This is a genomic window from Pseudoalteromonas sp. SR41-8, from assembly GCF_014163915.1.
Lineage (GTDB): Bacteria > Pseudomonadota > Gammaproteobacteria > Enterobacterales > Alteromonadaceae > Pseudoalteromonas > Pseudoalteromonas rhizosphaerae.
In genome coordinates this window covers 24,313-49,231 of sequence record NZ_JACJEE010000034.1, presented here as the reverse complement: position 1 = coordinate 49,231, position 24,919 = coordinate 24,313, and the positions used below count along the sequence as shown (strand labels likewise).

The window sequence follows — 24,919 nt, the reverse complement described above, 5'->3', positions numbered from 1 at the left end:
CCTAGCACCTAGCACCTAGCACCTAGCACCTAGTTACCCCAAGGATTACTGGCATTTGAGCGTTGTTTACGCGTCCGTGCACGATCTTTGGCTTCTTTTTTCGCTTGAATACGTTTTGCGTCGCTAAAACTTAACTCACATGGTTCACCCGGTTTATGATCTTCAGGAATAACGCGGTCACGTGGTGGTAGTTCATATTGAACATCATCGGGTTTAGGTAGATTTTTTAATCTATAAAGATAAAAGTTTTCAACTTTATCTTGTGCCCACTGGGTTTTACGCAAAAATTTAACTGCAGATTTGATGTCAGGGTTGTTTTTAAAACAATTTAGCAGTAGATAAGCATGTAAAAGCTCCCACCCATATTGATCAACTAACTCTGATACAACTTGCTCAAGTTTAACGCCTTGTAGCGGGTTATTGCCGAATAAATCTTCATTACTCATGTTTTACACTCTTTTCTAAAATCTAATCCCAGAATTATAATTTTTATCACGATAATTTGATACAAGAATATCAAGTCAGTTTGCTTGTGTAATTTACATTTGTTTACTTTATCGGTAATATTAGCGCGCTTTAATAAGCATCGGCATGACGCCACAACATTGGATGATAGATTTAAGGAATAATATACATGGGTCTTTTTAATAAAATTAAAACACAAGCTACCACTATTGGTTCAAATATCAGCGAATCAACGTCTAAACTAAGCTCTGATATGAGCACCTCAATGAAAGAGAACTCAAAGTTATCGGCGATCCGCTCTGAGATCACTTCAATAGAAGGGCAGCTAAATATTGGTTATCAAGATATTGGTAAAAAATACGTCGAAAATTTACTAGAAAACCAAGGACAAAATATCGAAAGTGCTTTGCAAGAAGCATTAAACCGTGTTGAACCGTTACTTGAGAAAAAAATTGAGCTTGAAGATGAAGCTATTGAAATTGAGAAAAAGCTAAAAGATCAAATCATCATTCAAGAAAAAGCAATTTTTCAAAAAGAATACGATCAAGAAAAAGAGAAGCTTGAAAAAGCCGTTAAACTTGATGTGATCTCTGTAGCAGAAAAAGAACAGAAATTAGCTAAAGCACGATTAAAACTTGATAATTTCGACACTATTCGTAAAGTTAAAAAACAGTATGAAATGAGTTTAATTTCAAAAGACGAATTAAACGAAAAGCTTGCTGCTTTAGGCGTGTAATGACGAAGAAATTAAAGCTTCTTTTACAAGAAGCTTTAATAATACCAATTGAGTTAAATATTTAACCATTCTAGCGGGCTAAAAACTACGTCAGTAATTTTTCAAGTAGAACAACGGCATGTCAAAATTCCTGTCTTGTTATTACTGCATTTCTATGTCGCTATAAATACTTAGTAACTTAACACGATTGGTATAACTTATTTTTACTGTTGGCAATTTACTACTACACGGCCTCGGATATTTCCGGCCATCAGCTCATCAGCCGCGTTAATAACCTGCTCTAAATTAATTTCAGTCGATATTTTATCTAAGTAGCTCTGCTCAACAAGCTCACCTAGACGTTGCCATGCTTGGATGCGGTCGACCTTAGGACGCATTACACTGTCTATGCCGATTAATGAAATACCACGCAAAATAAACGGCGCAACGGATGCAGGAAAATCCATGCCTTGTGCTAAACCGCAAGCAGTAACTACACCGCCATACTTTAAAGAAGCACAAATATTAGCAAGGGTGTGACTGCCAACTGAGTCAATGGCTGCAGCAAAACGTTCTTTTGCTAATGGCTTACCTGGATTTGATAGCTCATTTCGGTCGATCACTTCAGAGGCGCCAAGTTGTTTTAAATGTTCGCTTTGATCTACACGACCTGTTGCTGCAACTACGGTAAAACCTAGTAGATTAAGTAAATAGACGGCAAAACTACCTACACCACCGTTTGCACCCGTTACTAAAATATCACCAGAGTCGGGAGTGATGCCTTGCTTTTCAAGCGCAATAATACTGAGCATCGCGGTGTAACCGGCAGTACCAATTTGCATGGCCTGTTTAGGTGTTAACGACGTTGGGAGTGGGATCAACCAATCGCCATTAACAGCGGCTTGTTGAGCCAGCCCCCCCCAGTATTTTTCGCCAACACCAAAGCCATTTAATAATACCAACTGATCAATAGCGAACTCGCTAGAATCACTGGCTGTTACTTTACCCACTAAATCAATACCCGGCACCATAGGAAATGAGCGCACCACGGGGCCTTTTCCTGTGATAGCTAAACCATCTTTATAATTTAGGGTGCTGTAAAGCACATCTAGTTTGACAGGGAGATTGGGTAATTCGCTATTATTTAGTGTTTGTACTGACGCGGTATACTTATCGTCAGTATTATTTATAACAATGGCTTTAAATTGATTATTCATCTGGACTCCATTTAGACCGATCGTCTTTTAATTGTTATGCAAAAAGAGCAATTACTTAAGCCGTTACCTAAGCAATGCACGTAAAAACATTTCAGTATATAAAATAAGTGGCTGAGTATTTTTAGTTAGCTTGGCACGCATTACAGCACCTTCCCAGCCAATCCAAAAAAATTCACTCATTTGTGTGGTATTCACGTTGGCTGCAATAACACGCTCCTGCTGAGCTTGTGCCAGGCAAACTTGCACATGTTGTTGCCAAATCTCGTAACTGGTTAATAGTTTATTTTTAAAGTCAGCGCTGAGGTGGTTTAGTTCCTGATTTAAATTACCGACTAGACAACCGCGACTAAAATCGTACTTTTGCATACCCCTTGCTGCACTTTGGGTGAAATTGATTAGTCGCTCTAAAGGAGGGATATCGCTTGCCCCTAGATAGCGAATAAGTTTAGCAACAAAGTAATCGTTATAAGCGTCTATAACAGCTAAGCCGTAGGCATCTTTATTATTAAAGTAGTGGTAAAAAGAACCTTTTGGAACACCTACTTTTTTTAAAATAGTATCAAGTCCTGTGGCACTGAAGCCAAACTCGGTAAGTGTTTCTACCCCCGTAGCAATAAGTAATGCTTTGGTGTCGGCATTACTGCGGGCAACTTTTGGTGGGCGACCACGTCGTGGTGGATTTTGACTGTTTTTTAGCATAAACACATATTAGACCGATCGTATTTATATATGCAAGGATTAATTATTAAACAATTTAAAAAAGTGTACGTGAAATGTGGGCTAATTAAGTGCGAATAAGCCGCAGTAAAGTGGTCTGAAATAAGTTCAAAAATTAAACTTCTTTACTATTAATGAGTTGAAATAAATTTGTCATAATTACATTTTTTATAGGAACTTCATCCATAAACCGCAGTCACAATTAGAGCAGGAAACTGCGTGTTAGTGATTAGATAGTCGTAATTTTTTGTACATATATGGGTCGCACAGAAGATGGTACGACCACTTTACTTTTTTATATGTTAATTCATTTTTGCATCAGCAGCTTAGTTAAAGTCAATTTATTTAATTGCTTTTGTGATTTGAATTTAACAGTTTTATTAACTATTCATTAAATGTAGATGTCACGAACACTACAAATATATAAATATAAAAGGTGAGGATTTACCTATGAAGAGACAGAAAAGAGATCGGTTAGAAAGAGCTCATTCTCAAGGCTTTAAAGCAGGCCTCGCGGGCCGTTCAAAAGACCTATGCCCTTATCAACAAGTAGACCCAAAATCAGAGTGGTTAGGCGGTTGGCGCGAAGCGATAGAAAATCGCAATATGTATAAAACCTAATTTTTAAGTATTGAATTAAAGCAAAAACGCCGCTGTTTATGAAACAGCGGCGTTTTTGTAGCTGGGTTTTAATAAAAAATTAAAACGCGCTAGTATCTTGGAATAAACCAACTTTTAAATCTTTTGCTTCGTAGATAACGCGGCCATCTACTTCAACAGTACCATCAGCCATCCCCATGAATAATTTACGTTTAATAACGCGCTTCATGGTCAAACGGTAGGTCACTTTTTTTGCTGTTGGTAAAATTTGCCCAGTAAATTTAACTTCACCTACACCTAGCGCACGGCCAAGACCAGGACCACCAGACCAACCAAGGAAAAAGCCAACCAGTTGCCACATTGCATCTAAACCAAGACAACCTGGCATGACTGGATCACCTTTAAAGTGACAAGCAAAAAACCAAAGATCAGGGTTAACATCAAGCTCAGCAACGATTTCACCTTTACCATGCTCTCCACCGTCATCAGTGATTGAGATGATACGATCCATCATTAACATGTTGTCACTTGGTAGACGACAATTGCCTTCTCCAAACATTTCACCTTGACCACATAGGATCAAATCTTCTTTTGTATAACTATTTTTAGGTTCCATAACACTTTTCATCGCTTAGAAATTGCCACGTACTTTAGCGTACACTTGTACGCTAAACAACTCGGAGCAGTTAAAAAAAATAATTTATTTGCACGAAATACCACCGCTTAGGTGAAGAACATGCTAATTACACGATTAAATCGCGCAATTACTAGCAAAAATCATTATAATTACCGTGATTTTTTAACCAGTATAAAGGAAGTTTATGATCCTTTTTGTTAACGCACTTACCGTAATTGATTTTTCTTACTTGTGTAATAAACGAGGCGCAGTTGGCGAGAGCTGGATTGTTGATTTAACCTTGCATGGCAAGTTAAATGAAGAGTCTATGGTGCTTGATTTTGGCTTAGTTAAAAAGCAAATCAAAGGCATTATCGACCAATGTATTGATCACAAGCTGGCCATTGGCAACCAAATTAACGGCCAAGTTGAAAACCATGGTGACTACACAACACTTGATTGTACTTTTGGTGATGATCACCACTTAGCAATGAGCGCGCCAAACCAAGCGTTTTGTTTAATTGATGCTGATGTTATTAATGAGCAGTCAGTTATTGAATTTTTAATTGCTACAATCATGCCGCAGTTACCAAGCAATATCGATAAAATCGAAATTGAGTTAAAGCCAGAGCATAGTAAGAGCTTTTATTATCACTATAGTCATGGCCTTAAAAAGCACGACGGTAATTGCCAGCGTATTATTCATGGTCACCGTTCGCAAATTGGTATTGCCCTTGATGGAATGGCAATGCCACGCTTACAAAAGCAATGGGCTGATAAATGGCAAGATATTTATTTAGCGACAGCAGAAGATCAAATTCAAGCGCCGCAGCTACAGCACATCAGCGCCAAAGAAAATGACCTCTGTTTTGCCTATACCGCCGCACAAGGCTATTTTGAAATGGCAATAAGTAAAGAACGGTGTGATATTTTACCCATTGATACTACGGTTGAATGTATTGCAGGTTACCTTGCTGAGCAAGTTAAAGCGCAGCATCCTGACAATGACGTAAAAGTCACAGCATACGAAGGTGTGGCCAAAGGGTCCATTTGTTATGCGTAAATTATTAGCCGTTTCGTTATTTGCTACTGTGAGCTTTTTTGCTGATGCAGTGGAGCTAAAAGGTCACTTAACCCAAGGCGGGTTAGTGACGGGTCAAATTGATGGGGTTAAGTCAGTTATTTTTAATGGCCAAGCATTAAAAACCACCGCACAAGGTGAGTTTGTATTTGGCTTTGGCCGTGATGCTGAATTAACCCATCAATTAGCCTGGGTTGATGCAGACGGTGTCAAACATCAGCAAGCGATTGAGATCACTAAACGTGATTATAAAATTGATAAAATTACTGGAGTGGCAAGTAAATATGTGTCACCGCCAAAAGCGGTAAGTGAACGTATCAGCCGCGAAGCTGTGGCAGTAAGAAATGCCCGAAAAGTTGACTCTGAGCTTAGGTATTTTTTAGATCCAGTTTACAAACCTGCACAAGGGCGTATTTCGGGTGTGTATGGTAGCCAACGCTATTTTAATGGTGAGCCTCGTCGGCCACATTTTGGTTTAGATATAGCCAACAAAACAGGCAGCCCTGTTTATGCGCCTGTCAGTGGTACCGTTGTTTTTGCTGATAACGACCTTTATTACTCTGGCGGAACTTTAATTTTAGATCATGGCCACAGTGTCACGTCTACCTACATACACTTAAGTAAGCTTGATGTAAAAGTAGGGGATACCATTAAACGCGGTGATAAAATAGCTGAAATTGGTGCGACTGGCCGTGTAACTGGCCCTCATCTGGATTGGCGTTTTAATTGGAAAGGCGAACGCCTTGATCCTGCACTTATGATGTTAGATAAATTAGCAAACCAAAAGTAGAGAACATGACAACTCAAGTAAACCGTGAAGAAATAATTGCTCAGCGTATTAAAGACTCAACGACTTCGGTCACAAAAACAGTATTTCCTGGGCGCACTAATCACCACAATACCTTGTTTGGTGGTGATGCATTGGCATGGATGGACGAAGTTGCATTTATTGCTGCAACGCGCTTTTGCCGTAAACCATTGGTAACCATTTCATCAGATAGAGTTGATTTTAAAGAAGCTATTCCAGCTGGAACCTTCGCTGAATTGATCTCAAAAGTTGTGCATGTAGGCAATACAAGTTTAAGAGTAGACGTTGAAATATTCTTAGAAACAATGCACAGGGATGATAAACACTCGGCAATTACTGGGAGTTTTACATTCGTTGCGGTCGATGACAATCACAGACCTACGCCGGTTGTATGCGATAAGATGATTTATGGTTTTTAAACCGAGTTGTTAAGTTAAGAAAGCACTTTTATGGTGCTTTCTTTGCTTTATAAAAAGAACACATCATACTATTTTGCACTGTTATATATCTTTAGCATCTGCGTTAAAACAATAATTTAGTAACCAAGTAGGGGGCTTAATCTATTCTCTACTTGGTTACTCACATTTAAGGTATTAAAGCACCATAGCGGCTATCCAGCCAAATATTAGCAATGGAATATTAAAGTGGATAAAAGTAGGCACAACTGAATCCCAGATATGATCATGCTGACCGTCAGCGTTTAAGCCGGAAGTTGGTCCTAAGGTTGAATCGGAAGCAGGGGAGCCAGCATCGCCTAAAGCACCTGCGGTTCCCACTAAAGCTGCGGTTGCCATCATTGAAAAGTTAAGCTCTAAGCACAGTGGCACAAACAAGGTTGCTATTATTGGCACTGTGGAAAATGAGCTGCCAATCCCCATGGTGATCATTAAACCAACTAATAAAATTAGTGCAGCTGCCAAAGGTTTGTTGCCATCAATAATCAATGCGGCGCTTTGTACTAAGCTAGTCACATCGCCTGTCGCTTTCATTACAGAGGCAAACCCTTGAGCTGAGATCATTATAAATCCAATCATTGCCATCATTGCTACGCCTTTACTAAATACGTCGCTATTTTGCTCCCACTTAACTACGCCAAACAAACTAAAAATCATCACCCCAACTAAGCCACCTAAAATCATTGAACCACTGACATTTTGTGCTGCTAAAGAGGCTAATACCGCTGTAATACCGACTAACAATACTTTTTTAGGTTGTTCTACAACCACATTAGTTGCGTGCTCTTGATGTTCATCATGCTGATAATCCCGATGTTTTCTATAACTGATAAACACCGCTACAATTAACCCAACTAACATGCCACAGGCAGGAATGATCATCGCCATAGGTACTTGGGTATTAATGATTTCTAAGCCATTTTCCACTAAGTTTTTATGTAAAATCGAGTATAAATAAATTCCACCAAAGCCATAGGGTAAAACCATATATGAGGTTGCTAGACCAAACGTTAAAATACAGGCAATAGCACGTCTGTCTAACCTTAGTTTATTAAATATAACCAGTAGCGGGGGGATTAAAATTGGTATAAAAGCTATATGAACTGGGACTAGGTTCTGCGATGAAATTGCACACACTAAAATTATCAGTAAAATAAAATAGCTTAAATTTGTTTCGCTATTACTACTATTGTTATTTACTTTAGCGAGTAGTTTTGCAGCTAAAATGCGCGTTAAGCCTGATTTTGAAATCGCAACAGCGAATGCGCCTAGCATTGCATAGCTTAGAGCGATCTCAGCTCCGCCAGAGAGGCCTGCGTTAAATGCGTTTAGGGTATCGTTTAAGCTAAGTCCGGCGGTTAAACCGGCGACTAAAGCACTTAAAGTCATAGCAACAATTACATTAACGCGGGCTAAAGTAAGGCCAAGCATTAAAATAACGCCAATCACGACTGCATTCATAGAGTTCTCTTAGTTGTTGTTTTAATTAATTTTACCAGATTTTTACTGTGTTTTTTACGATAAGCGCTAAATATTAGCTGGCGATAACGCACATCGGAGTATAATTGCGCAAATTGCATGATATATGTCCGCTTGTTAGGCAGCTGTTGAGCTGCATATGCTAAAAATTGCAGCGGCGTTTGATTTGACGGTGCAGAAATACCTTGCTTATTACACCAACGCACAACAGTAAGGTAGTCTTTTGCGAGTGAATGCGCTGGCGATTCTGGCTTTTTAGGCCAAGACAAATACACAAAGTAACAAATAAAGGCTAAACATACGGTTGCTATCACCATCAGTGAAATTTGCCAAAGCTGTTTATTACCGAATAATTCTTTTAGCAGGGAAGATTGCTTTTGCTGGTCAAAACCTAACACCCAATTTGTCCATTGATAATCAAGATTTTCAAGCTTAAGCCTTAACCAGTTAATACCAGCAATATTACTCAATCGTAATAAGCCAAAACTCAAGTTGCTTGTAAATTCGCTATTCAGCTGCAAGTGCTGTGATAAAGATCCGTTTAATCGTTCAGGTGAAACAACCGCAGTTGCATCAAAAATTTGCCAACCTTTATTTTTTATAAATACTTCAACCCATGCATGGGCATCATATTGATAGACGCTCATATAACTATTTTGTTGATTATACTCACCACCTAAGTACCCCGAAACAACGCGGGCAGGAATACCAACACTTCTAAACATAAATGCAGCTGTGCTGGCATAATGGCCACAAAAACCACGTTTATTAGCAAATAAAAACTGGTCAAGGGTGTTGTTACCGGTAATTGGATCCGGCGTTAAGGTATAGCTAAAGTTATTATTGGCAAAGTAGTCATACAGTGCTGAATAAAAAGCCTGATCATTGTTATTATGTTGTTCATATAGACGTTTAGCTAAAGACTGCGACTGTAAATTAGTCTCTTTAGCTAAACTAAGCTGCACGTTTTGATAGTGTGCAGAGCGAGAGAGTTCAGCCAAGCTAAAAGCATAACTCTGGGCTGTATAGCTAATACTATTAGCTAAAAAACGTTTCCGCAGTAGTAATCCATTGCTGGTTGTTTTTACATCTTGATGGGCCGAGTCGGTAAACTGTAAACCATAAAGCCAAGGCTTAGCGCCAGGCTCTGCAAAAATTTGATAACTATATAATGGTTCACCACGTTCAGCTGAGGTGATTTGGTCAATTACTTGTTGGCTTTTTAAAATATCCGATATTAACCAGCGTTTCCCATCAAACTCATCATGTATAATCGCTCGCCAGTAATAGGGGGCAGATGGCTTTTGCTGATCAAATTTAGCTCGAAATACTAACTCATCTGAATTAGACAGTTTGGCTATATCAAATGGATCAACACTTTCTGACAAACCGGTTTTAGCGAGTTTTGGCCCCGGTAATTGCCAAAATGCGGGAAGTTTCGGTAACAATAATAATAAAAATATCGCTAAAGGTAGTGCTAGCAACAAAAGTTTGCAGCTGTCTTTAGCTGCAATTTTTAAACTATGTTTAGATTCAATCAGCGCTAAAAGCGCAAAATTTAAAATATATAGCATGCTAATTACTAGCGTAACAAATAAGCTCTGAGAAAATAGATATACTGTTGAGAGACTAAAAAAACTTAACAAAATGATAGTTTGATAATGCTTTTTTGTATTGGCTTGCAGTAATTTAAATAAGCTAGAGAGGATCAGCATCGCAACAAATAAAGTCACCGTATCGCTAAAACCTACGTCATAAAACAAGATCAATAGACTCAAACCGGCCAAAGTATTTGCTAATATGGCATTGGGTTTATTTCTTTTCAATAAGGTAACGGCTAGATTCCAAATACACAAACTAGCTAATAATGTATTAAATAGAGGAGGTAACTCAGTAAAAATAAAACTCAGCACTAAAATATAAACAATAGATAACGACAAATTGATCGCGGTTAAATTATTAGTGACTTTCATTTTCATCCTTTGCAAAACGGCTTAGTGCTTCTAAACACTGTTTACAATGTTCTTTGGTATCACTGATCGCGTATAGTCCTGCTTCTAATTGCAGGCCATAACTAACGCCTTGTGAGTAAGCCTGAGTTACTAAATAGCTTAATTGTTGTAGGCGGGATTCGGTATTTCCTTGTAACTGATTAAAATCAAAAACAACACTTTGGGCTGAATAATTTACAAACTCTTTTACCATTAATTGCTGAGTTTTTGCGTAATGTTTCCATGATATTCGTTTCATATTCATACCAGGTTGATGAATATTTAAACCATCAAATTCATCACTACCATGGCTGTTTTTATGCAGGCCATCATCAGTGTTGTGGTTATTTTGCAAACTAGCTTCATGCAATGGTTTGAGTTGTTGCGGGTAGACAAATACCGTATGTGCTAATTGCATATAGCTCCATACCGATACTAATCCAAACGGGTACTTGCTGATTATTTTTAATCGGCGCAAGGGGTATTCACCACGTTCTTTTAATCCTAAATCTAAATTAACTATTTGCTTTTGACTGGTTATTTCATCAACGGTTGTGAGGGTTTTATTTTCATAAATAAACTGCAATGATTGACATTTTTTTTCGGTTTTTAGTTGCAGCTCTAATAATGCAGAGCAGGGAGCATAGCTAGCTATATGATTTTTATAATCAATTTTTAATCCTTTAAGATTGCTATAACCCATAAGTAGCGAAAATATCATTACTACAAGCATTAAATAAGCCATCGCTAAAATCAGATTATTCTGATAATTAATGCCTAATATAAAATTAAGCATAGTAACCACTAAAAAGCTCACGCCCAATTTTGATGGCAAAACATATATTGTGTTATGCGTTAAGGTAAGATGTTCGGTATTATGTTTATTTCTTAGTAATAGCTTGAAAATCTTAGCTTTAAACTGAAACCAAAAAGTAGGGCGCTTTCCTGTTTTATTGTTCATACCTTAAAGTGGCACATCAACAGTATTTATTAATTGTTTGATCTGTTGTGAGCTAACATCATGCTGCAGACCTAAACGATGTTCGGTAACACTAGCAAAAATAGTTTGCACATCATCAGGGGTAACAAAGTCACGACCATCAATAAACGCCCATGCTTTCGCGGCTTTGCCAACTGCAATACTGGCCCGTGGAGATAACGCATTAGCAAATTGGCTGTTATTTCGGGTAGCAGATACAAGCGCCAAAATATAATCAACAACCGGTTCACTTAACATAACAGCACTTACTTTATTTTGTATTTCAATTAATTGTTGTGTATCGATACGTACAGGTAAGTGTGCATAATCACGATTATGTTGGCCTAAAATGAGTTTACGTTCAGCTTCTTTAGGTGGAAAACCCAAACTAATACGCATAAAAAAACGGTCTAATTGAGATTCAGGTAAAGGATAAGTACCTGATTGATATAAAGGGTTTTGAGTTGCTATAACAAAAAATGGTGTTGGTAGGGCATGTTTATCACCATCCATAGTAACTTGATTTTCTTCCATTGCCTCTAATAAAGCGCTTTGTGTTTTTGGACCTGCGCGATTTATTTCGTCCGCTAAAACAACTTGACTGAAGATAGGCCCTTTATGAAAAGTAAATTTATGCTCATTGGCATTAAAAATACTTGAGCCCAGTATGTCTGAGGGTAATAAATCACTGGTAAATTGAACTCGTTGATATGATAAACATAATACCGCAGCAAGTGCATGCGATAAAGTGGTTTTACCCATACCTGGCAAATCTTCAATTAATAAATGACCTTGGCTAAATAAGCAGGTTAACGCGAGTTTTATTTGTTGCTGTTTGCCAAAAATAACCTGAGATAAATCATCAATGATCGCTTGTACGGTCTGTTGCATAGTAACCTTGTAGGTTGATAAATTACATTAAATAAGTTCGAGGCGTTTCATCACAGTATCAACTTTTTTAGCATTAAATGGCTTTGCAATAAAACCTTTAGCACCTAGTTCCCAAGTATTTTGAACATTTTCAAGGCTGTTATGGCCAGAGCACATGACAACATGTGTATGTGGGTAATTGTCATTTAAGTATTCAAGAATTTCTGTACCATCGGTATCGGGAAGTTCAATATCGAGAAAGATAACATTCGGGGATTTTTCATCAATCAACGTTTTAGCCGATTCAAAATCTCTGCTTTCAAGAATATCTTCAAAACCTAACTCAGTTAAGATCTGATTTAAGTAGTCACGTATATCTTGAACATCATCAATTATTAGGATTGGTTCTAACGGGCGCACAAATTCCATATTGTTTACTTCTTGTGATACAGCTTAAATTGTATTTTTAATACTATGCTAAGCGATAATGAAGCTCAAGAAAGATACTCGAATTAAACTGTATTATTGAAATAAATCATCACTAAGTCCGATACCGTCTAGTATTGGACTTAGTAGGTGGTTTTAGGTGTGTATTTGCAGAGGTTCGCATTAATATATTTAATAACCCATAATTTATATTATGTTAAATAGAGTGAGTTTTATAAGTAACAACCTAATTACCGTAATTAATAAACGCTATTTTCCCTACTTGCATGCAAATTTAGGTTAAATCAGTTACACCAATTTCAAACACCTAACTCACACATAACTAACTATTAATGGCTGGTTGTTTAACTTTGACTCTAAACGCACTTTAAAAGCTGTTTTATATTAGCTGACTTTGAGCACTGCTCATTTACACACAACTATAATGAGCTGCCGATGTTTAAACTTTACCGGCAGCTATGATGGTATTTAACCCTGGCCTAGCTCTGCCGTGATCATAAAATCTTGGTACGATATTTTTACTTGGTTGCCTATATAAGCAAACGTATTTGGTTTTTGAACAGCGTTCATTAGTTCGTGTACTTGCTCAATTGCCAGTTGGCCAGTTAAGAACTTTTCAACTTGAGTGCTGCTAACTGTAACAGCGCTACTATATATAGGTGCGTTTTTACGTGACATTCCGTTTAGTATATTCACAGGCAAGTGCCCTAGCGTTAATTGCTAGCTATCTATCTGGTATCGACTTTTTAAGCGCTAACTTTGCTGCTGTTACTTAAATTTCAACCATATTTACTTACTAATCATTTTTAACTTTACATAATTATATTTGTAAACCATGTTTATATTAGTTACTAATGTAAAGGAGTACGATATGAAACTTATTTCTATTATTGCTGTTACATCTATACTTTGTGGTTGCAGTACATACTTTAAAAAATCCTATATATCTATTGCCGATAAAAATGAACAAACTGTTGGTACGCTCTTTGTTTGGGAGCCAGATACCAGTGCTGCAGTTATCTTAAACGATCCAGATGGAACAATTAGAGCTTGCATGCAAACTGCATTAGCTATTAAAACAACCGATAGCAAAGGTGAAGCAACTATTTCAGAAGCTATTTTGAACTTGTCCAAAACTGCCGCAAGTGTCTCAACTAGTCAAGGCACTAGTTCTGAAAAAGCGCTTGCGCTGGCTGAGTTATCTGGTTCAATTAAGCAAACTGCAAATATTTTAACAACAACTACTGAACGAACTGCTTTTTTGAACATGGGATTATTTTATATTTGCCAACTATCTGCAAATAAATCAATATCTGAATCTACAACTCTACAATTAACATCTGAGCTTATTAAACAAACCGTTACAATGCACAATAAAGAATAAAAATTTTGAGTTTCAGCCAGTTAATATCATTTTTAAAAGTAATAAAATCATATTAACGGTAACCCCCTACTCCGGCCACTATTGGATTGTTTCTGCATTAACTAAATACCAATAGAATAACCTGCAGATGCGAGTTTGTCTGAAAATTTCATTTAAAAGTCTTTATGCTCATCATGAGTGATATAGCTCCAAACTAATGCCGTATTCAATATTCGTGATAGTTATTTACATAGAGTGACTAATAATGGTCTTTATTTCTTCAAATATCATTTTTTCAGAAGTCATGCTAAATTAATTCTATGCAAAATTTTTTGCTAAATAACATTATCGATAATATCGATGATGTTGACTTCGGTATTTTAGAAAAAGTAAAAAGAAAAGTTAGCAGTAAATAATGATAAAGGTTTACTACATGTAGCTATTGTATTCACATACATAAGAACACTCCGTGTTGTGGACAATTGTTAGTATGTACCTTAAAAAATATTCACTGGAACTTTATTTATGCATTTTGGCAGTTGAAATAGATGAAGTTAATAAAACTAGCTCAGAACTTCTCCAACTAATATTAGTGATTAGTAGCTAACACTTTGGTTGAAAAAGTTTTAGAGAAATTACTTTATAAAAAATTGCCTACAAGACGTGAACTTCTGATGTGCAAAAGTTACAACAATACTGACTCAAAAGCTTTTGACTGTCATGAGTGAGGTATTTGTTGATACTGTTGCAGATGGATCTTTGTCTATGGCGTAAAAAAGGATATTAATATGCTTAAAAATACATTTAAAATTGCAACTTTACTGTGTGCAACATTAACGATTTGTAATGTTGCAGCCCTTGCTCCTCAAGCAGATCGTGCAGTTATTCAATATATGAGTGCAGATATTTTACTACCAGATAATTCATTGCTTAATGTTGATATGAGCTTTGATTGTGGTAGTGACTTTTCTAAAACGGCGATGATTATAACCAGTGATGCAGGTGCGCATTTACTTGCTACTGCATTTGCAAGTATGTACGGCAACGCAGCAGGTGATCAGGTTTTGCATAGTTGGAACACTAAAGTAAATGAAGCTGACCCTCGAAAGCCTACATTTCTAGTTGTAACTCCTCCTGAAAATGCTCATGAGAATTGGTATAAAAGTACTATATCAAAAGGGGTTAAAAAAACGTTAAATTATCAAGCGGAATCATTAACATCTGAACGTTCTGATGATTTAAACGTAGAGTTACCAATTGTAAAGCCATATTGTGGTTCTAGAGATCACAGGCCAACATCGGCACAATAATGGTCACTAGGAAATGTGTAAGCCAATTTGATTGGTAATAATAATAAAATGGACACCATTATGAACAAGTTACTATTTTTAATCTTCTTTATGTTGAGTAGCACTTATTGTTTTGCATTTAACATGCAGCATTTGAATGCCGCTACCCAAGATAATAACAAGAATATTTATTTTTCTTCACATGATGGTGTCTATCGTTTCGATGGTAGTCATTACCTAAACCTTTCGAGTATCTCTATTTTACCTAAGCGTTGGACAAGTGATGTTATCTTTCAATCACCAGGTTATTTGTATATAGCCTATAAAGATAAAGAGGTGTGGCAATTTAATCTAAATACGCTTGAAGCCGTTAAACTTAGTGATATCGCAGCTAGAAAGCTGGCAGTAAATAATACATATTTATTTATGTTAGCTAGAGAGCAATTAACGTTACTTGATCTAGAAACATTTGAAGTTACTGAGCCGCTTGGTAAAAAAGATAAGATGTTTGATGTATCTGCCTCAGCCAACCATGGGTACATTATGGCAAATGACGGTGTCTACGTGATTAATAATAGGAGTGTACGATTAATTGATGACACACATGTTAGTGACGGAGAGCTAGTTGCTACACCTTACGGAGTGATTTATTTTTTAAATGATCATATGACATTATATTCATACTTGAATGACATAAAAATTTTTAATGACGACATTACAAGTGCAAGACATCTGCGCTTTTCACCTCCATATTTTTTGTATTATGTAGACCGTGGCTCTATAAACCAAGCTGAAATAACACAACTATCAGTGTTACAAAAAGGCATAAACTCCCATCCTCAAGCATATAAAGACTTGTTTGTTGATGATGAACAAAATTTATGGGCATTAGATGTTAATAGCTTTGAGGTCGTTTCATCTAAGGTCAGACTCGATCGTCTTTCAATTGCTTCGATTTACAATGTGATCGCAACAGTAAATGGTAAAACCTGGATAGGCTCTGATAACGGGCTTTATATTTACTCTGACGGTCACTATTCTGCTCTTAACAATTTGAATCAGCAAATCTCAAAACTTGGTTTTTCTGTCACTGCATTACAGCAAGAAGGTGACACGCTGTTCGTTACTACTAATTTAGGTGCATATGCTATTAACTTGACTACACAGCTTGTTACTCAGTTCTTTAAAGGTTATGTAATTAACTTAGCAGTTATTAATAAACAGATTTACTTATCCACAAATGATGAGGGAGTTCAAATATTTGATTTAGCCCTTTCGCAACTCGATTCAGGGTATATCAATAAATTTCTATCGCATAAGACTGCTTGGGCAACTAAAAACCTTGGAGGTATACTCTATATTGCTAATGAAAAGGGGTTGATATCTTTTAATCAACGGGGTGATGCCTCGATTGAACTTGAAAAATATGCACCTATCGCAGATATTCAATTGTTAGGTAATACACTTTATGCTGCAACTTACGGCAGCGGTTTATTTAGAAAAATTAACGGTCAGTGGGAATCTATTGTAAGCCCGCTATATATTAATGAGCTACATTCATTGAGCCAAGAGCTCTATTTATCTACTAACCATGGTATTCACAAGTTTAGTATGGATGATGCTTACACTAATCTTTTAGAAGGTACAGGAGATCATTCTTTTACACCAAATGGAATATTAAGTATTAGTGATAAAATTGTTGCGGTTAGCAACCAAGGCGTAATAAGAGTTGAAAGAAAAAAGCAAGAAACTATACCAAATAGTCGTATTAGTTATATAAGAACAAACACTAAAACGTACTTAAATCCAGAAACGTTAAAAGTGAATAACTCTGGCTGGCTTGATATAGCTTTGACTAATTATAGCTACACGCTTAGCGATCACATTAATTATCAATACCGCTTAAATATGAGTGAATGGCATGATATCCCTACCCCATTAATACAATTAAATAAGCTAAACCCTGATAATTACACATTAGAATATAGAAGCAAAGTTAATGGAGGTATGTGGAGTAAGCCACAGTCTTTCAATTTTTTTGTAAGTGGGCCTTGGTATAGCTCAAATAGTGCTTTGTGGTTTTATGCTTTAATACTAATTAGCTTATTTTTAGGTGTTGCTAGCTTTGTATTCTTTTGGTTGCAGAGTTTTCACCGTGTTTTTAAGTCACATCAAAAGCAATTACAGCGTGAAGGGCTAAGTGTTGCTGCTATAAACTTAGCAAACGGCATAGATTTATGTGGCGGAGATCAAATAATGGTATGTAAAGGCCTTGATAAACTTAAAAAAGCACATGAAATTTTAAGCCCTATTGCTAATAGCCATGCAAGCCTTGGGCAGAACGACTTGGCTACAGCGATTGATATGCTACATATTAAATGTTTATCAAGGGATGGTATTGAGTCGGAATTCAATATCACGCTTGGTAATGAAGTTCTTACTAAACAATTACAGTGTGATATTTATGCGGTGTTATACCATGCTGTTGAGAATATATTTAAACATGCAAGTGCAACTAAAATAACAGTTCACTTAAATAAGATCGGTAACAAGTTAATATTGCAGGTACTAGATAACGGTAAAGGCCTATCAATGTTTACCCGCTCTATAAATTTTGGCCTAGGTTATTACGTGATGAATAGTATTGCAAAAGAATATAAACTGCCTATCAAGCGAAGCTCTAGCAGCAAAGGGACTAAGGTAGTAGCCCAATTTCCAGTGATCTTACAACCAAAAAAAATTCAAAAAAGTGAGTTACATACAAGCAAATATCAGCCAAATTAATGGCTGAACATATGGCAGCTGTTGCTGCTCAGCGGTTATACACTTCAACGTGCACTATCAAGCGCTGATCTGATTAATGCAGCGCCGCAGTAAATGGGATGTTTTTACATATTTCAGCTTCAGCGATAAGAATTTCTTCTAATCGCGAATCGACCTCATTTTTATCAAAATATTCATAAGCTAGCTCGACAAATAAGTTTTTATGTTTTTCTTCTGATTTAGCTATTGCCACATAAAAATCTTTTTCTTTGCCGATTGGTAATGCTTGTGCAACTAAAGAGAAACGCTCGTGCCCCCTCGCCTCAATTACGGCACCTACTAATAATCTATCCATTAAAAACTCGTCGCGGCCATTTCTAAAAATCGCGCGAATTTTTTTTACGTACGGATCTTTTTGGTCGTTACCTAAGTTAACATCACGATCAAGCAATAGCTTTAATACTTGTTTAAAGTGGATCATTTCTTCCAGTGCTAAATCGGTCATTGCTTTTACAAGCTTGCGGCGATCTGGATAATGCGACAACATCGACATAGCCATACCGGACGCTTTTTTTTCTGCAGCGGCATGATCTTGTAAAAAGGTGTCAAAGTCTGCCATCACAGCTTCGGTCCATGCAAATGGAGTGTGGTATTTTAATTCGAACATAAATATTTTACCTAAAAACTAATGGCGAGATTTTAACGCAATTGAACTACAAAATCTTGTTACAGCAATAATTTTTAATTACCTTGAGTAGTTACTTCTTATCAAGATGTTGGGTATAGATATTTATCGATTTTACCATTTGCTGTTGATGCAACTTTTAGTGGATGTTTTATTGCATTCCAAGCTGTTACCTTGCCGCCAATATTCATTTTTTCAAACTTTGTCAGTTCAGTTTGTAATTGCAAAAAATCACAAAGCTGATTAATACTGTTTGGATGGGCTATATCTATTGATAAAAAGTCAGCTGCTCGCTTAGCAAAATAGTTATGTGCAGCACTTTTGTGTTGCTCATAGCATTGTTGTAAATAGGCATCATTGTGTAACTCATTAATAGAAAAACTACCAAAGGTATGCAGATAACAACGCTTAATATGTGGGTTAAAACCCCCATCCTCTCGCATTAAGTTGGTGTGCATTCTCAGTAATAATTGGCGAATTGAAGGCAGCCACTTTTCTGCTTCCCGCTCTAAATAGATAAATTTAGCACCTGGATAAAGTGAATCTAAATATTCGTAATCATTAAAAATTGGTGTGTCAGCAATCACTTGCGCTTGGTTAAAACATTGCTTGGTATAGGCTGTATGGGCACAACTAAAACCAAGTTGTAAAAATGCATGGCATACACTGGTTGTGCCCGTACGAGGTAGGCCAATTATAAAGATTTTAGTTATTGGATTCATAATGACTTGTGGAACTGAATGCTTTTTTCTGGAGTAAACCATAATGCACTGTTGTTAATAGGAGTTAAGTGAGGAAGATGTGTATTTTCTAATTTTATAATCATTTTTTCTTGTAATTTTGCGCTTGCAATAATTTCAGCGAAGTGGCGATTAAATAATTTATCAAACTCACCATTTTGATGTGCTTTTTCTAGACCAATTTTAATTGCATTATGTAAATCATCGCGCTGCGAGTTAACAAAAAAGTAGATCGCTGCTGGATAATTAAAAACGACATTAGGCACCGTAGTAATGTGATCGCTTGCATCAAGCTGCTTTAATTCCCAATCAACTTCTAAAATTGAGCGAGGAAATGCATCCCCACGTCCTTTAACAAGCATATTAAATAAGGAGTCATAACTTGTTGATGTTGAAACTTGAAAACCGTTATCGCTTAGAATTACCGTGTCTGGCCAGTCATGTCCTTGAATAAAATAAAGCTTTTTAAGTTCAGATGGCATTTTTACGGCTGTAAATAATGAAAGTTTGTCTTCAGTAGTAAGTAGTAAACGCCAACCATATAAACCTTTATAAATTGGAATTCTAATAGGCTTAAACAACTGCTCTCTTTCTATACTTGTCATTGACCATACTACATTAACCAGCTCACCGTGTTCTAGCTCTTTTAAAGAACGGCTTTGTACCATTTTTATCGATGATTGTAAGGTATACGCTTGGCCACTATATTTTAGTGCAAGTTTGAGTAACTCTAGCGGATACCAATTATCTAGTTCGTATTCACGCTCTGGCTTAGGATAAATAACATTCAGTGTTTGACGCGGATCATTATGATCAACAGCTGCACTAACAGGGTTTACTATCAATGATGTAGAAAGTGCAAGCCATGTACAAAACATTTAGAAAAAACGACCGAGCAGTAACGCAATTGCACTTAACGCGAGGGTTGCAAAGGTTGATAGCATGCCTATAACTCTAAGTTTTAAGGTATTATCATTAATCGCAATGCTGTGGCATACGCGACCAAATACTAATAAAGTCCCTAAAAGATGGCAATAATGACTGCTTAAACCTTGGTACTCTGCTAAAAAAATAAGGATCAGCGCGAAAGGTACGTATTCAATAAAATTACCATGAGCTCGCGTTGCTCTCAGTAGTTGTTGGTTATCGTTAGTACCTAATGATATTTGATTTGCTTTTCGCACTTTTACAACATTTATACTTAAATAAATATACATAAAAGCTAATATGGCTGCGTAGAAAGATATGATCACAATAAACCTAATTTTTATCTAATAGTTTATAAGAACTTGTGTATTGCCAAGTCCCCCTAATAATTCGTATTACTATACAACTATTGTTATTTAAATAACAAATGATAATCAACCTCAGAAAACAACATCACTTATTTTAACCTTTGTATGGTCTTGCTACTGAGATTAATAGAATGACCTTATACAATGCCCTCTCAATGACGTCTATTATTTAGACGATTTCGTCGCATATCAAGCAATAAGCTAATATTGTAGTCAAGACGCTCAATGCGGTCCGTAAAATTAAAGTTACAACATCTTGCTGCTTGCTATTAGGAGTCCATATACTAAGTAAGTTTTAAGCCTCCAGCTAATAAAACATGCATATATTGGAAACGTTATTATTAATAATTAGACGTAAAACAAAGTTTGTTGTTAAGCTTACTGCATAAATTAGCTGTTGTTGGTACAACAACTAAGTCATCTTAGGGTTTCATATATGTTCACTCCGCGAAAAATTGCCGATAATTACCGAGAATTAGTCAGTAGTATCGGTTTCTATCCATCGTTATTATCAGTGATATTTTTATTGTTTGCTGTACTTGTAACAACTACAGAGTATACGTCTTTTGTTATGGAGCTTAAATCGCTGCTTGAGGTACTATTGGTTGATAGCGAAGAAAATGCACGAACGATTCTAAGTACATTAACGGGTAGTATTATTTCGCTAACTGTTTTTAGTTTTTCTATGGTTATGGTGGTACTTAATAGTGCCAGCGCAAGTCTATCACCAAGAGTATTACCGGGGCTTATAACGCGTAAATCACATCAACTTGTTTTGGGCTTTTATCTCGGCAGTATTATTTTTTCAATCGTTATGCTGATCAACATCCGGACTATGGATAATGGTGAAATAGGAATTCCTTCATTGGGCATACTTTTTTCACTTGTTTTTGGCCTGATATCGTTAGGCTTTTTTGTATTTTTCATCCATTCAATTTCAAGGGCTATTCAAGTCGATAACGTATTAAACGACTTATATAAGAATACTAAAAATGAATTGAAATCGATTATTAGCATGCAAAAAGATAACCCTATCGATGTATTTCCTAACTTTGACGATTGGTCTAGTATTTCAAGTAAAACTGAAGGTTACTTTAAAGGCGTCAATAGCGATAAACTATGTGCCCTTTGCCAACAACATGATATAAAAATTTATGTTGTAGTTAAGCAGGGTTTTTTTACTGTTGAAGGCTATCCGTTTTTAAAATGTAATCATGATTTATCTGATAACGAGCAACTCCTTGAAGATTTACTTAATTGCTTTATTTTTTATATCGAAGAATATGTAAGTGACAATTATCGATTTGGAATGACACAGATCTCAGAGATTGCAGTGAAAGCGATGAGCCCGGGTATTAACGATCCAGGTACTGCGGTAAAGGCGATCGATATGCTCAGTATTTTACTCATTGATCGATTAAGCATTTATAACGTTAATTACTCTTTAAAACATAGTGATGATAAACAGCCACTGTTATATTTCCATGAAACATCATTTGATGAATTATTGCATGATAACTTCACGCCAATCCGCAACTATGCAAAAAGTGATGGTTATGTGATGAATAATGTACTCGAAGCGTTCAAAAACATTTTGTTCAGAACCCACCAGAACAGTAAAGCAGCGCAGAGTCTATTTACTTATTTAGATGCTATTATCGATGATGTAAATGAGAATATTAGTAATCAGTATGATCGCGACCAAATAATTAATATGCTTAATGCTATCGCGAGAATCTCCCCTGAAATGGGAGATAAATTGGTGGCGAAATTTCGCCACCAATGAGTTGGCTGTTAATTTTTAATTAGATAAATAGCGTAACTGTCTGCCGAAATTGTGATTTCGCCGGCATGATAGGCATCAGGGACGAAACTGCCAGAATTACTGTCTGACAACATGGTTTTTTCAGCACGCATATAAGGTTGAGCTGATACGTTCATAGGGGCATTTGAAGCACTATACAAACCTTTGAGTTCTACGTCATAATCAGCAGCAAATTCTTTTGCCGCTGATTTAGCATCTGCAATTGCCATTTTTTGCACTTTCTTTTGCAATGACTCAAAACGACTCGATGTGAACTCAGTTTGGTTTATTTCATTAATGCCTGCGTTCACTAAACTTTGCAGCAGTAATGGATATTTTGTTACATCCGTCAGTGTGAGTGAAAGTGTGCGACTAACCCGGTAACCAATAAAGTCTTGCTTACCTGTTTCACGGTTGTATTGATTTTCTCGGTTAATTGAGATTTGTGAACCATAAATACTTTTTTCATCAATCCCCTGCTGCTTTGCTAATTTAATCGCTTTAGCCATAGTTTGATCAGCTTTTTGTTTAGCGCTCATCAAGTCCTTATCAACTTCAACAATTGCAACTCCTAACTTTACATTATCGGCAATAGTGGAGATTTGCGCTTGGCCTTGAATGTAAATGTGTGGGGCATCTGGTGTACTGGCTGCAAATACATTGAAACTTAGAGTCGCGGCTAACAATGGTAAATAACGCATACATATCCTTAATAGTTTTAATAACGTTATTAGATACCGTACGCGGTTAATTTAAAATGAACAAGCATAAAAAAACAGGCCGAAGCCTGTTTCTAGATAATTTACTAGTTAATCAGCAGTGATCACTTAGATACTACAACGTTTGTAATTACGGTATTTTGGTAACCAGTAATTTCTGTCAATTGCCGCCCATAACATATCATCGCTGATCTCAAGTGCAGCCCCCTCTTCGATGGCTTTTTTAGCCACACCAAAAGCAATGCGTTTACTCAGTGTTTCAATTTCTGTTAGTGCAGGTAATAAACTCCCTTTACCGGTATTAGCTCGAGGTGATGATTCTGCTAATATTTCACTCGACACCATGAGCATTGCATCAGTAATACGGGTGGCCTTCGCCGCAATGACACCTAAACCAATACCAGGGAAAATATAGCTGTTATTACATTGTGGGATTACAAATGTTTCACCGTCATAAACAACCGGTGCAAATGGGCTGCCAGTTGCAACAATCGCTTTGCCTTGTGTCCAATTGATCACATCTTCCGGCAGTGCTTCAACTTGCTTAGATGGATTACTTAACGGGAAAATAACGGGCTGTTCGCATCCATTATGCATGGCGCGAATAACTTGCTCAGTAAATAAACCAGGTTGCCCTGATACACCAATGAGAATATCAGGAGCTGTGCAGTGCATCACATCTAGCAATGATGCGTATTCACCGCTGTATGTCCAATTAGCTAATTTATCTGTAGGTTGGGCAAGTGCTTGCTGGAAGTCGCGCAGCCCTTCCATGCCTTGTGTTAACAAACCAAAACGATCAACCATGAAAACTTGGCTGCGGGCTTGCTCGTCAGAAATACCTTCCGACACCATTTGTGTAATGATTTGCTCGGCAATACCACAGCCTGCGGAGCCTGCACCTACGAACACTACCTTTTGTTCTGATAATTGTGCATTCTTCACACGACATGCAGCAAGTAACGAACCAACTGTAACCGCCGCTGTGCCTTGAATATCATCATTAAAACTACAAATTTCATCACGGTAGCGTTTTAATAAAGGCATTGCATTAGGTTGTGCAAAGTCTTCAAATTGTAATAACACATTTGGCCAACGACGCTTAACGGCTTTAATAAATAGATCTAAAAATTCATCGTATTCATCTTGTGCAATACGTTTATGGCGAGCGCCCATATACATAGGATCGTTTAATAACTTTTCGTTATTCGTTCCTACATCAAGCATAACCGGTAGCGTATAGGCTGGGCTTATGCCACCACAGGCGGTATAAAGTGATAGCTTACCAATTGGAATGCCCATGCCACCAATACCTTGGTCGCCTAAACCAAGAATACGTTCACCATCAGTAACAACGATAACCTTTACTTTGCCTTTGGTCGCATTACGTAAAATATCATCGATTTGATAACGGTCTTCATAAGAGATAAATAAACCGCGCGCGCTGCGATAAATATCTGAGAATTTTTCACAGGCATCACCCACGGTTGGGGTGTAAATAATAGGCAACATTTCTTCAAGATGGTCACGCACTAAACGATAGTAAAGTGTTTCGTTGTTATCTTGGATGGCGCGTAAATAAATGTGTTTATTTAGGTTGTCTTTAAAACTTGAATATTGTTGATAACAACGTTCAACCTGCTCTTCAATCGTTTCATAGCGAGGAGGCAGTAATCCCGCAAGGTTGAAACTTTCACGCTCTTTTTGAGTAAATGCACTGCCTTTATTTAAGAGTGGCGTTTCGATCAGACCTGGGCCTGAGTGATGAATATAAAGATAATTTGGGTCAGTATTTGTAGTCATAAGTCCAAGCTTAACGAA

The 24,919-nt window shown here is 36.9% G+C and carries 25 protein-coding genes; 9 read left to right on the top strand and 16 right to left on the bottom strand.

The annotated features are described in order from the left end of the window. Positions 1 to 29: 29 nt before the first annotated feature. Entirely contained in the window at positions 30 to 446 is a 417-nt protein-coding gene (locus H5162_RS17980; protein ID WP_145233938.1) for a VF530 family DNA-binding protein, read from the bottom strand. 188 nt (positions 447 to 634) lie between these two features. On the opposite strand from H5162_RS17980, the gene H5162_RS17975 reads away from it, so the two are divergent. Continuing rightward, entirely contained in the window at positions 635 to 1,201 is a 567-nt protein-coding gene (locus H5162_RS17975) for a hypothetical protein (protein WP_149981103.1), read from the top strand. A 203-nt stretch (positions 1,202 to 1,404) separates the two neighbouring features. Here the strand turns inward: H5162_RS17975 and H5162_RS17970 are convergent, their stop codons facing one another. Beyond that, positions 1,405 to 2,397 carry an MDR family oxidoreductase gene (locus H5162_RS17970; protein WP_182718836.1) on the bottom strand — a complete coding sequence of 331 codons (993 nt, stop codon included), beginning with the start codon at positions 2,395 to 2,397 and terminating at the stop codon, positions 1,405 to 1,407. A gap of 63 nt (positions 2,398 to 2,460) precedes the next feature. Continuing rightward, positions 2,461 to 3,096, bottom strand: a complete 636-nt coding sequence (locus H5162_RS17965) for a TetR/AcrR family transcriptional regulator (RefSeq protein ID WP_145233944.1) — start codon at positions 3,094 to 3,096, stop codon at positions 2,461 to 2,463. A gap of 468 nt (positions 3,097 to 3,564) precedes the next feature. On the opposite strand from H5162_RS17965, the gene rmf reads away from it, so the two are divergent. Next, positions 3,565 to 3,735: a ribosome modulation factor gene (rmf, locus tag H5162_RS17960; RefSeq protein WP_016707188.1), complete on the top strand. Its 171-nt coding sequence runs from the start codon at positions 3,565 to 3,567 to the stop codon at positions 3,733 to 3,735. Positions 3,736 to 3,814: 79 nt separating this feature from the next. On the opposite strand, the gene fabA is transcribed toward rmf, so the two are convergent. After that, positions 3,815 to 4,330: a bifunctional 3-hydroxydecanoyl-ACP dehydratase/trans-2-decenoyl-ACP isomerase gene (gene fabA / locus H5162_RS17955; RefSeq protein ID WP_182779203.1), complete on the bottom strand. Its 516-nt coding sequence runs from the start codon at positions 4,328 to 4,330 to the stop codon at positions 3,815 to 3,817. A gap of 205 nt (positions 4,331 to 4,535) precedes the next feature. On the opposite strand from fabA, the gene H5162_RS17950 reads away from it, so the two are divergent. Genes H5162_RS17950 through H5162_RS17940 form a run of 3 tightly spaced genes read left to right on the top strand, consistent with a single transcriptional unit; the run spans position 4,536 to position 6,638 of the window. After that, positions 4,536 to 5,393, top strand: coding sequence for a 6-carboxytetrahydropterin synthase (locus tag H5162_RS17950; RefSeq protein ID WP_149981106.1), 858 nt, complete (start codon positions 4,536 to 4,538; stop codon positions 5,391 to 5,393). Further along, positions 5,386 to 6,201 carry a M23 family metallopeptidase gene (locus tag H5162_RS17945; RefSeq protein ID WP_182759275.1) on the top strand — a complete coding sequence of 272 codons (816 nt, stop codon included), beginning with the start codon at positions 5,386 to 5,388 and terminating at the stop codon, positions 6,199 to 6,201. The genes H5162_RS17950 and H5162_RS17945 overlap by 8 nt, the downstream gene beginning before the upstream one ends. 5 nt (positions 6,202 to 6,206) lie before the next feature. Then, complete coding sequence (locus tag H5162_RS17940) at positions 6,207 to 6,638, top strand: acyl-CoA thioesterase (RefSeq protein ID WP_064666260.1); 432 nt, start codon at positions 6,207 to 6,209, stop codon at positions 6,636 to 6,638. Between the two features lie 174 nt (positions 6,639 to 6,812). On the opposite strand, the gene H5162_RS17935 is transcribed toward H5162_RS17940, so the two are convergent. The 6 genes from H5162_RS17935 to H5162_RS17910 form a co-directional block, all read right to left on the bottom strand. Then, positions 6,813 to 8,135 (bottom strand): Na+/H+ antiporter family protein, encoded by a 1,323-nt coding sequence (locus tag H5162_RS17935; RefSeq protein WP_145233952.1) that lies wholly within the window; start codon positions 8,133 to 8,135, stop codon positions 6,813 to 6,815. Then, on the bottom strand, positions 8,132 to 10,126 hold the full coding sequence (locus H5162_RS17930; protein ID WP_182779201.1) for a DUF3488 and transglutaminase-like domain-containing protein: 1,995 nt from the start codon (positions 10,124 to 10,126) through the stop codon (positions 8,132 to 8,134). Before H5162_RS17930 ends, H5162_RS17935 begins: the two co-directional genes overlap by 4 nt. After that, a complete protein-coding gene (locus H5162_RS17925) occupies positions 10,113 to 10,940 on the bottom strand; it encodes a DUF58 domain-containing protein (RefSeq protein WP_182779199.1) in 828 nt (275 codons plus the stop codon). The genes H5162_RS17930 and H5162_RS17925 overlap by 14 nt, the downstream gene beginning before the upstream one ends. Before the next feature lie 168 nt (positions 10,941 to 11,108). Further along, on the bottom strand, positions 11,109 to 12,014 hold the full coding sequence (locus tag H5162_RS17920; RefSeq protein ID WP_182779197.1) for a MoxR family ATPase: 906 nt from the start codon (positions 12,012 to 12,014) through the stop codon (positions 11,109 to 11,111). 27 nt (positions 12,015 to 12,041) lie between these two features. Beyond that, positions 12,042 to 12,422 carry a response regulator gene (locus H5162_RS17915; RefSeq protein ID WP_145233960.1) on the bottom strand — a complete coding sequence of 127 codons (381 nt, stop codon included), beginning with the start codon at positions 12,420 to 12,422 and terminating at the stop codon, positions 12,042 to 12,044. Between the two features lie 486 nt (positions 12,423 to 12,908). Then, positions 12,909 to 13,136, bottom strand: a complete 228-nt coding sequence (locus H5162_RS17910) for a hypothetical protein (RefSeq protein ID WP_259397336.1) — start codon at positions 13,134 to 13,136, stop codon at positions 12,909 to 12,911. A gap of 175 nt (positions 13,137 to 13,311) precedes the next feature. On the opposite strand from H5162_RS17910, the gene H5162_RS17905 reads away from it, so the two are divergent. From H5162_RS17905 to H5162_RS17895, 3 genes are all read left to right on the top strand, one after another. Continuing rightward, on the top strand, positions 13,312 to 13,824 hold the full coding sequence (locus H5162_RS17905) for a hypothetical protein (RefSeq protein ID WP_182732068.1): 513 nt from the start codon (positions 13,312 to 13,314) through the stop codon (positions 13,822 to 13,824). Positions 13,825 to 14,591: 767 nt separating this feature from the next. After that, entirely contained in the window at positions 14,592 to 15,113 is a 522-nt protein-coding gene (locus H5162_RS17900) for a hypothetical protein (RefSeq protein WP_182732069.1), read from the top strand. Positions 15,114 to 15,173: 60 nt separating this feature from the next. Beyond that, complete coding sequence (locus H5162_RS17895) at positions 15,174 to 17,876, top strand: ATP-binding protein (protein WP_182779195.1); 2,703 nt, start codon at positions 15,174 to 15,176, stop codon at positions 17,874 to 17,876. Positions 17,877 to 17,949: 73 nt separating this feature from the next. On the opposite strand, the gene H5162_RS17890 is transcribed toward H5162_RS17895, so the two are convergent. From H5162_RS17890 to H5162_RS17875, 4 genes are all read right to left on the bottom strand, one after another. Continuing rightward, positions 17,950 to 18,522 (bottom strand): tRNA-(ms[2]io[6]A)-hydroxylase, encoded by a 573-nt coding sequence (locus tag H5162_RS17890; RefSeq protein ID WP_145233370.1) that lies wholly within the window; start codon positions 18,520 to 18,522, stop codon positions 17,950 to 17,952. Between the two features lie 101 nt (positions 18,523 to 18,623). Beyond that, on the bottom strand, positions 18,624 to 19,253 hold the full coding sequence (locus H5162_RS17885) for a sulfotransferase (protein ID WP_182779207.1): 630 nt from the start codon (positions 19,251 to 19,253) through the stop codon (positions 18,624 to 18,626). Between the two features lie 5 nt (positions 19,254 to 19,258). Then, a complete protein-coding gene (locus H5162_RS17880) occupies positions 19,259 to 20,158 on the bottom strand; it encodes a transporter substrate-binding domain-containing protein (RefSeq protein WP_145233366.1) in 900 nt (299 codons plus the stop codon). Beyond that, entirely contained in the window at positions 20,159 to 20,533 is a 375-nt protein-coding gene (locus H5162_RS17875) for an MAPEG family protein (protein ID WP_145233364.1), read from the bottom strand. It lies immediately after the preceding gene. Positions 20,534 to 21,011: 478 nt separating this feature from the next. On the opposite strand from H5162_RS17875, the gene H5162_RS17870 reads away from it, so the two are divergent. After that, entirely contained in the window at positions 21,012 to 22,361 is a 1,350-nt protein-coding gene (locus tag H5162_RS17870) for a DUF2254 domain-containing protein (protein WP_145233363.1), read from the top strand. 8 nt (positions 22,362 to 22,369) lie between these two features. Here H5162_RS17870 and H5162_RS17865 read toward each other — a convergent pair whose 3' ends face one another. After that, complete coding sequence (locus H5162_RS17865) at positions 22,370 to 23,080, bottom strand: SIMPL domain-containing protein (RefSeq protein ID WP_182732073.1); 711 nt, start codon at positions 23,078 to 23,080, stop codon at positions 22,370 to 22,372. A 126-nt stretch (positions 23,081 to 23,206) separates the two neighbouring features. Continuing rightward, a complete protein-coding gene (locus H5162_RS17860) occupies positions 23,207 to 24,901 on the bottom strand; it encodes an NAD-dependent malic enzyme (RefSeq protein WP_182779193.1) in 1,695 nt (564 codons plus the stop codon). Positions 24,902 to 24,919 lie beyond the last annotated feature (18 nt).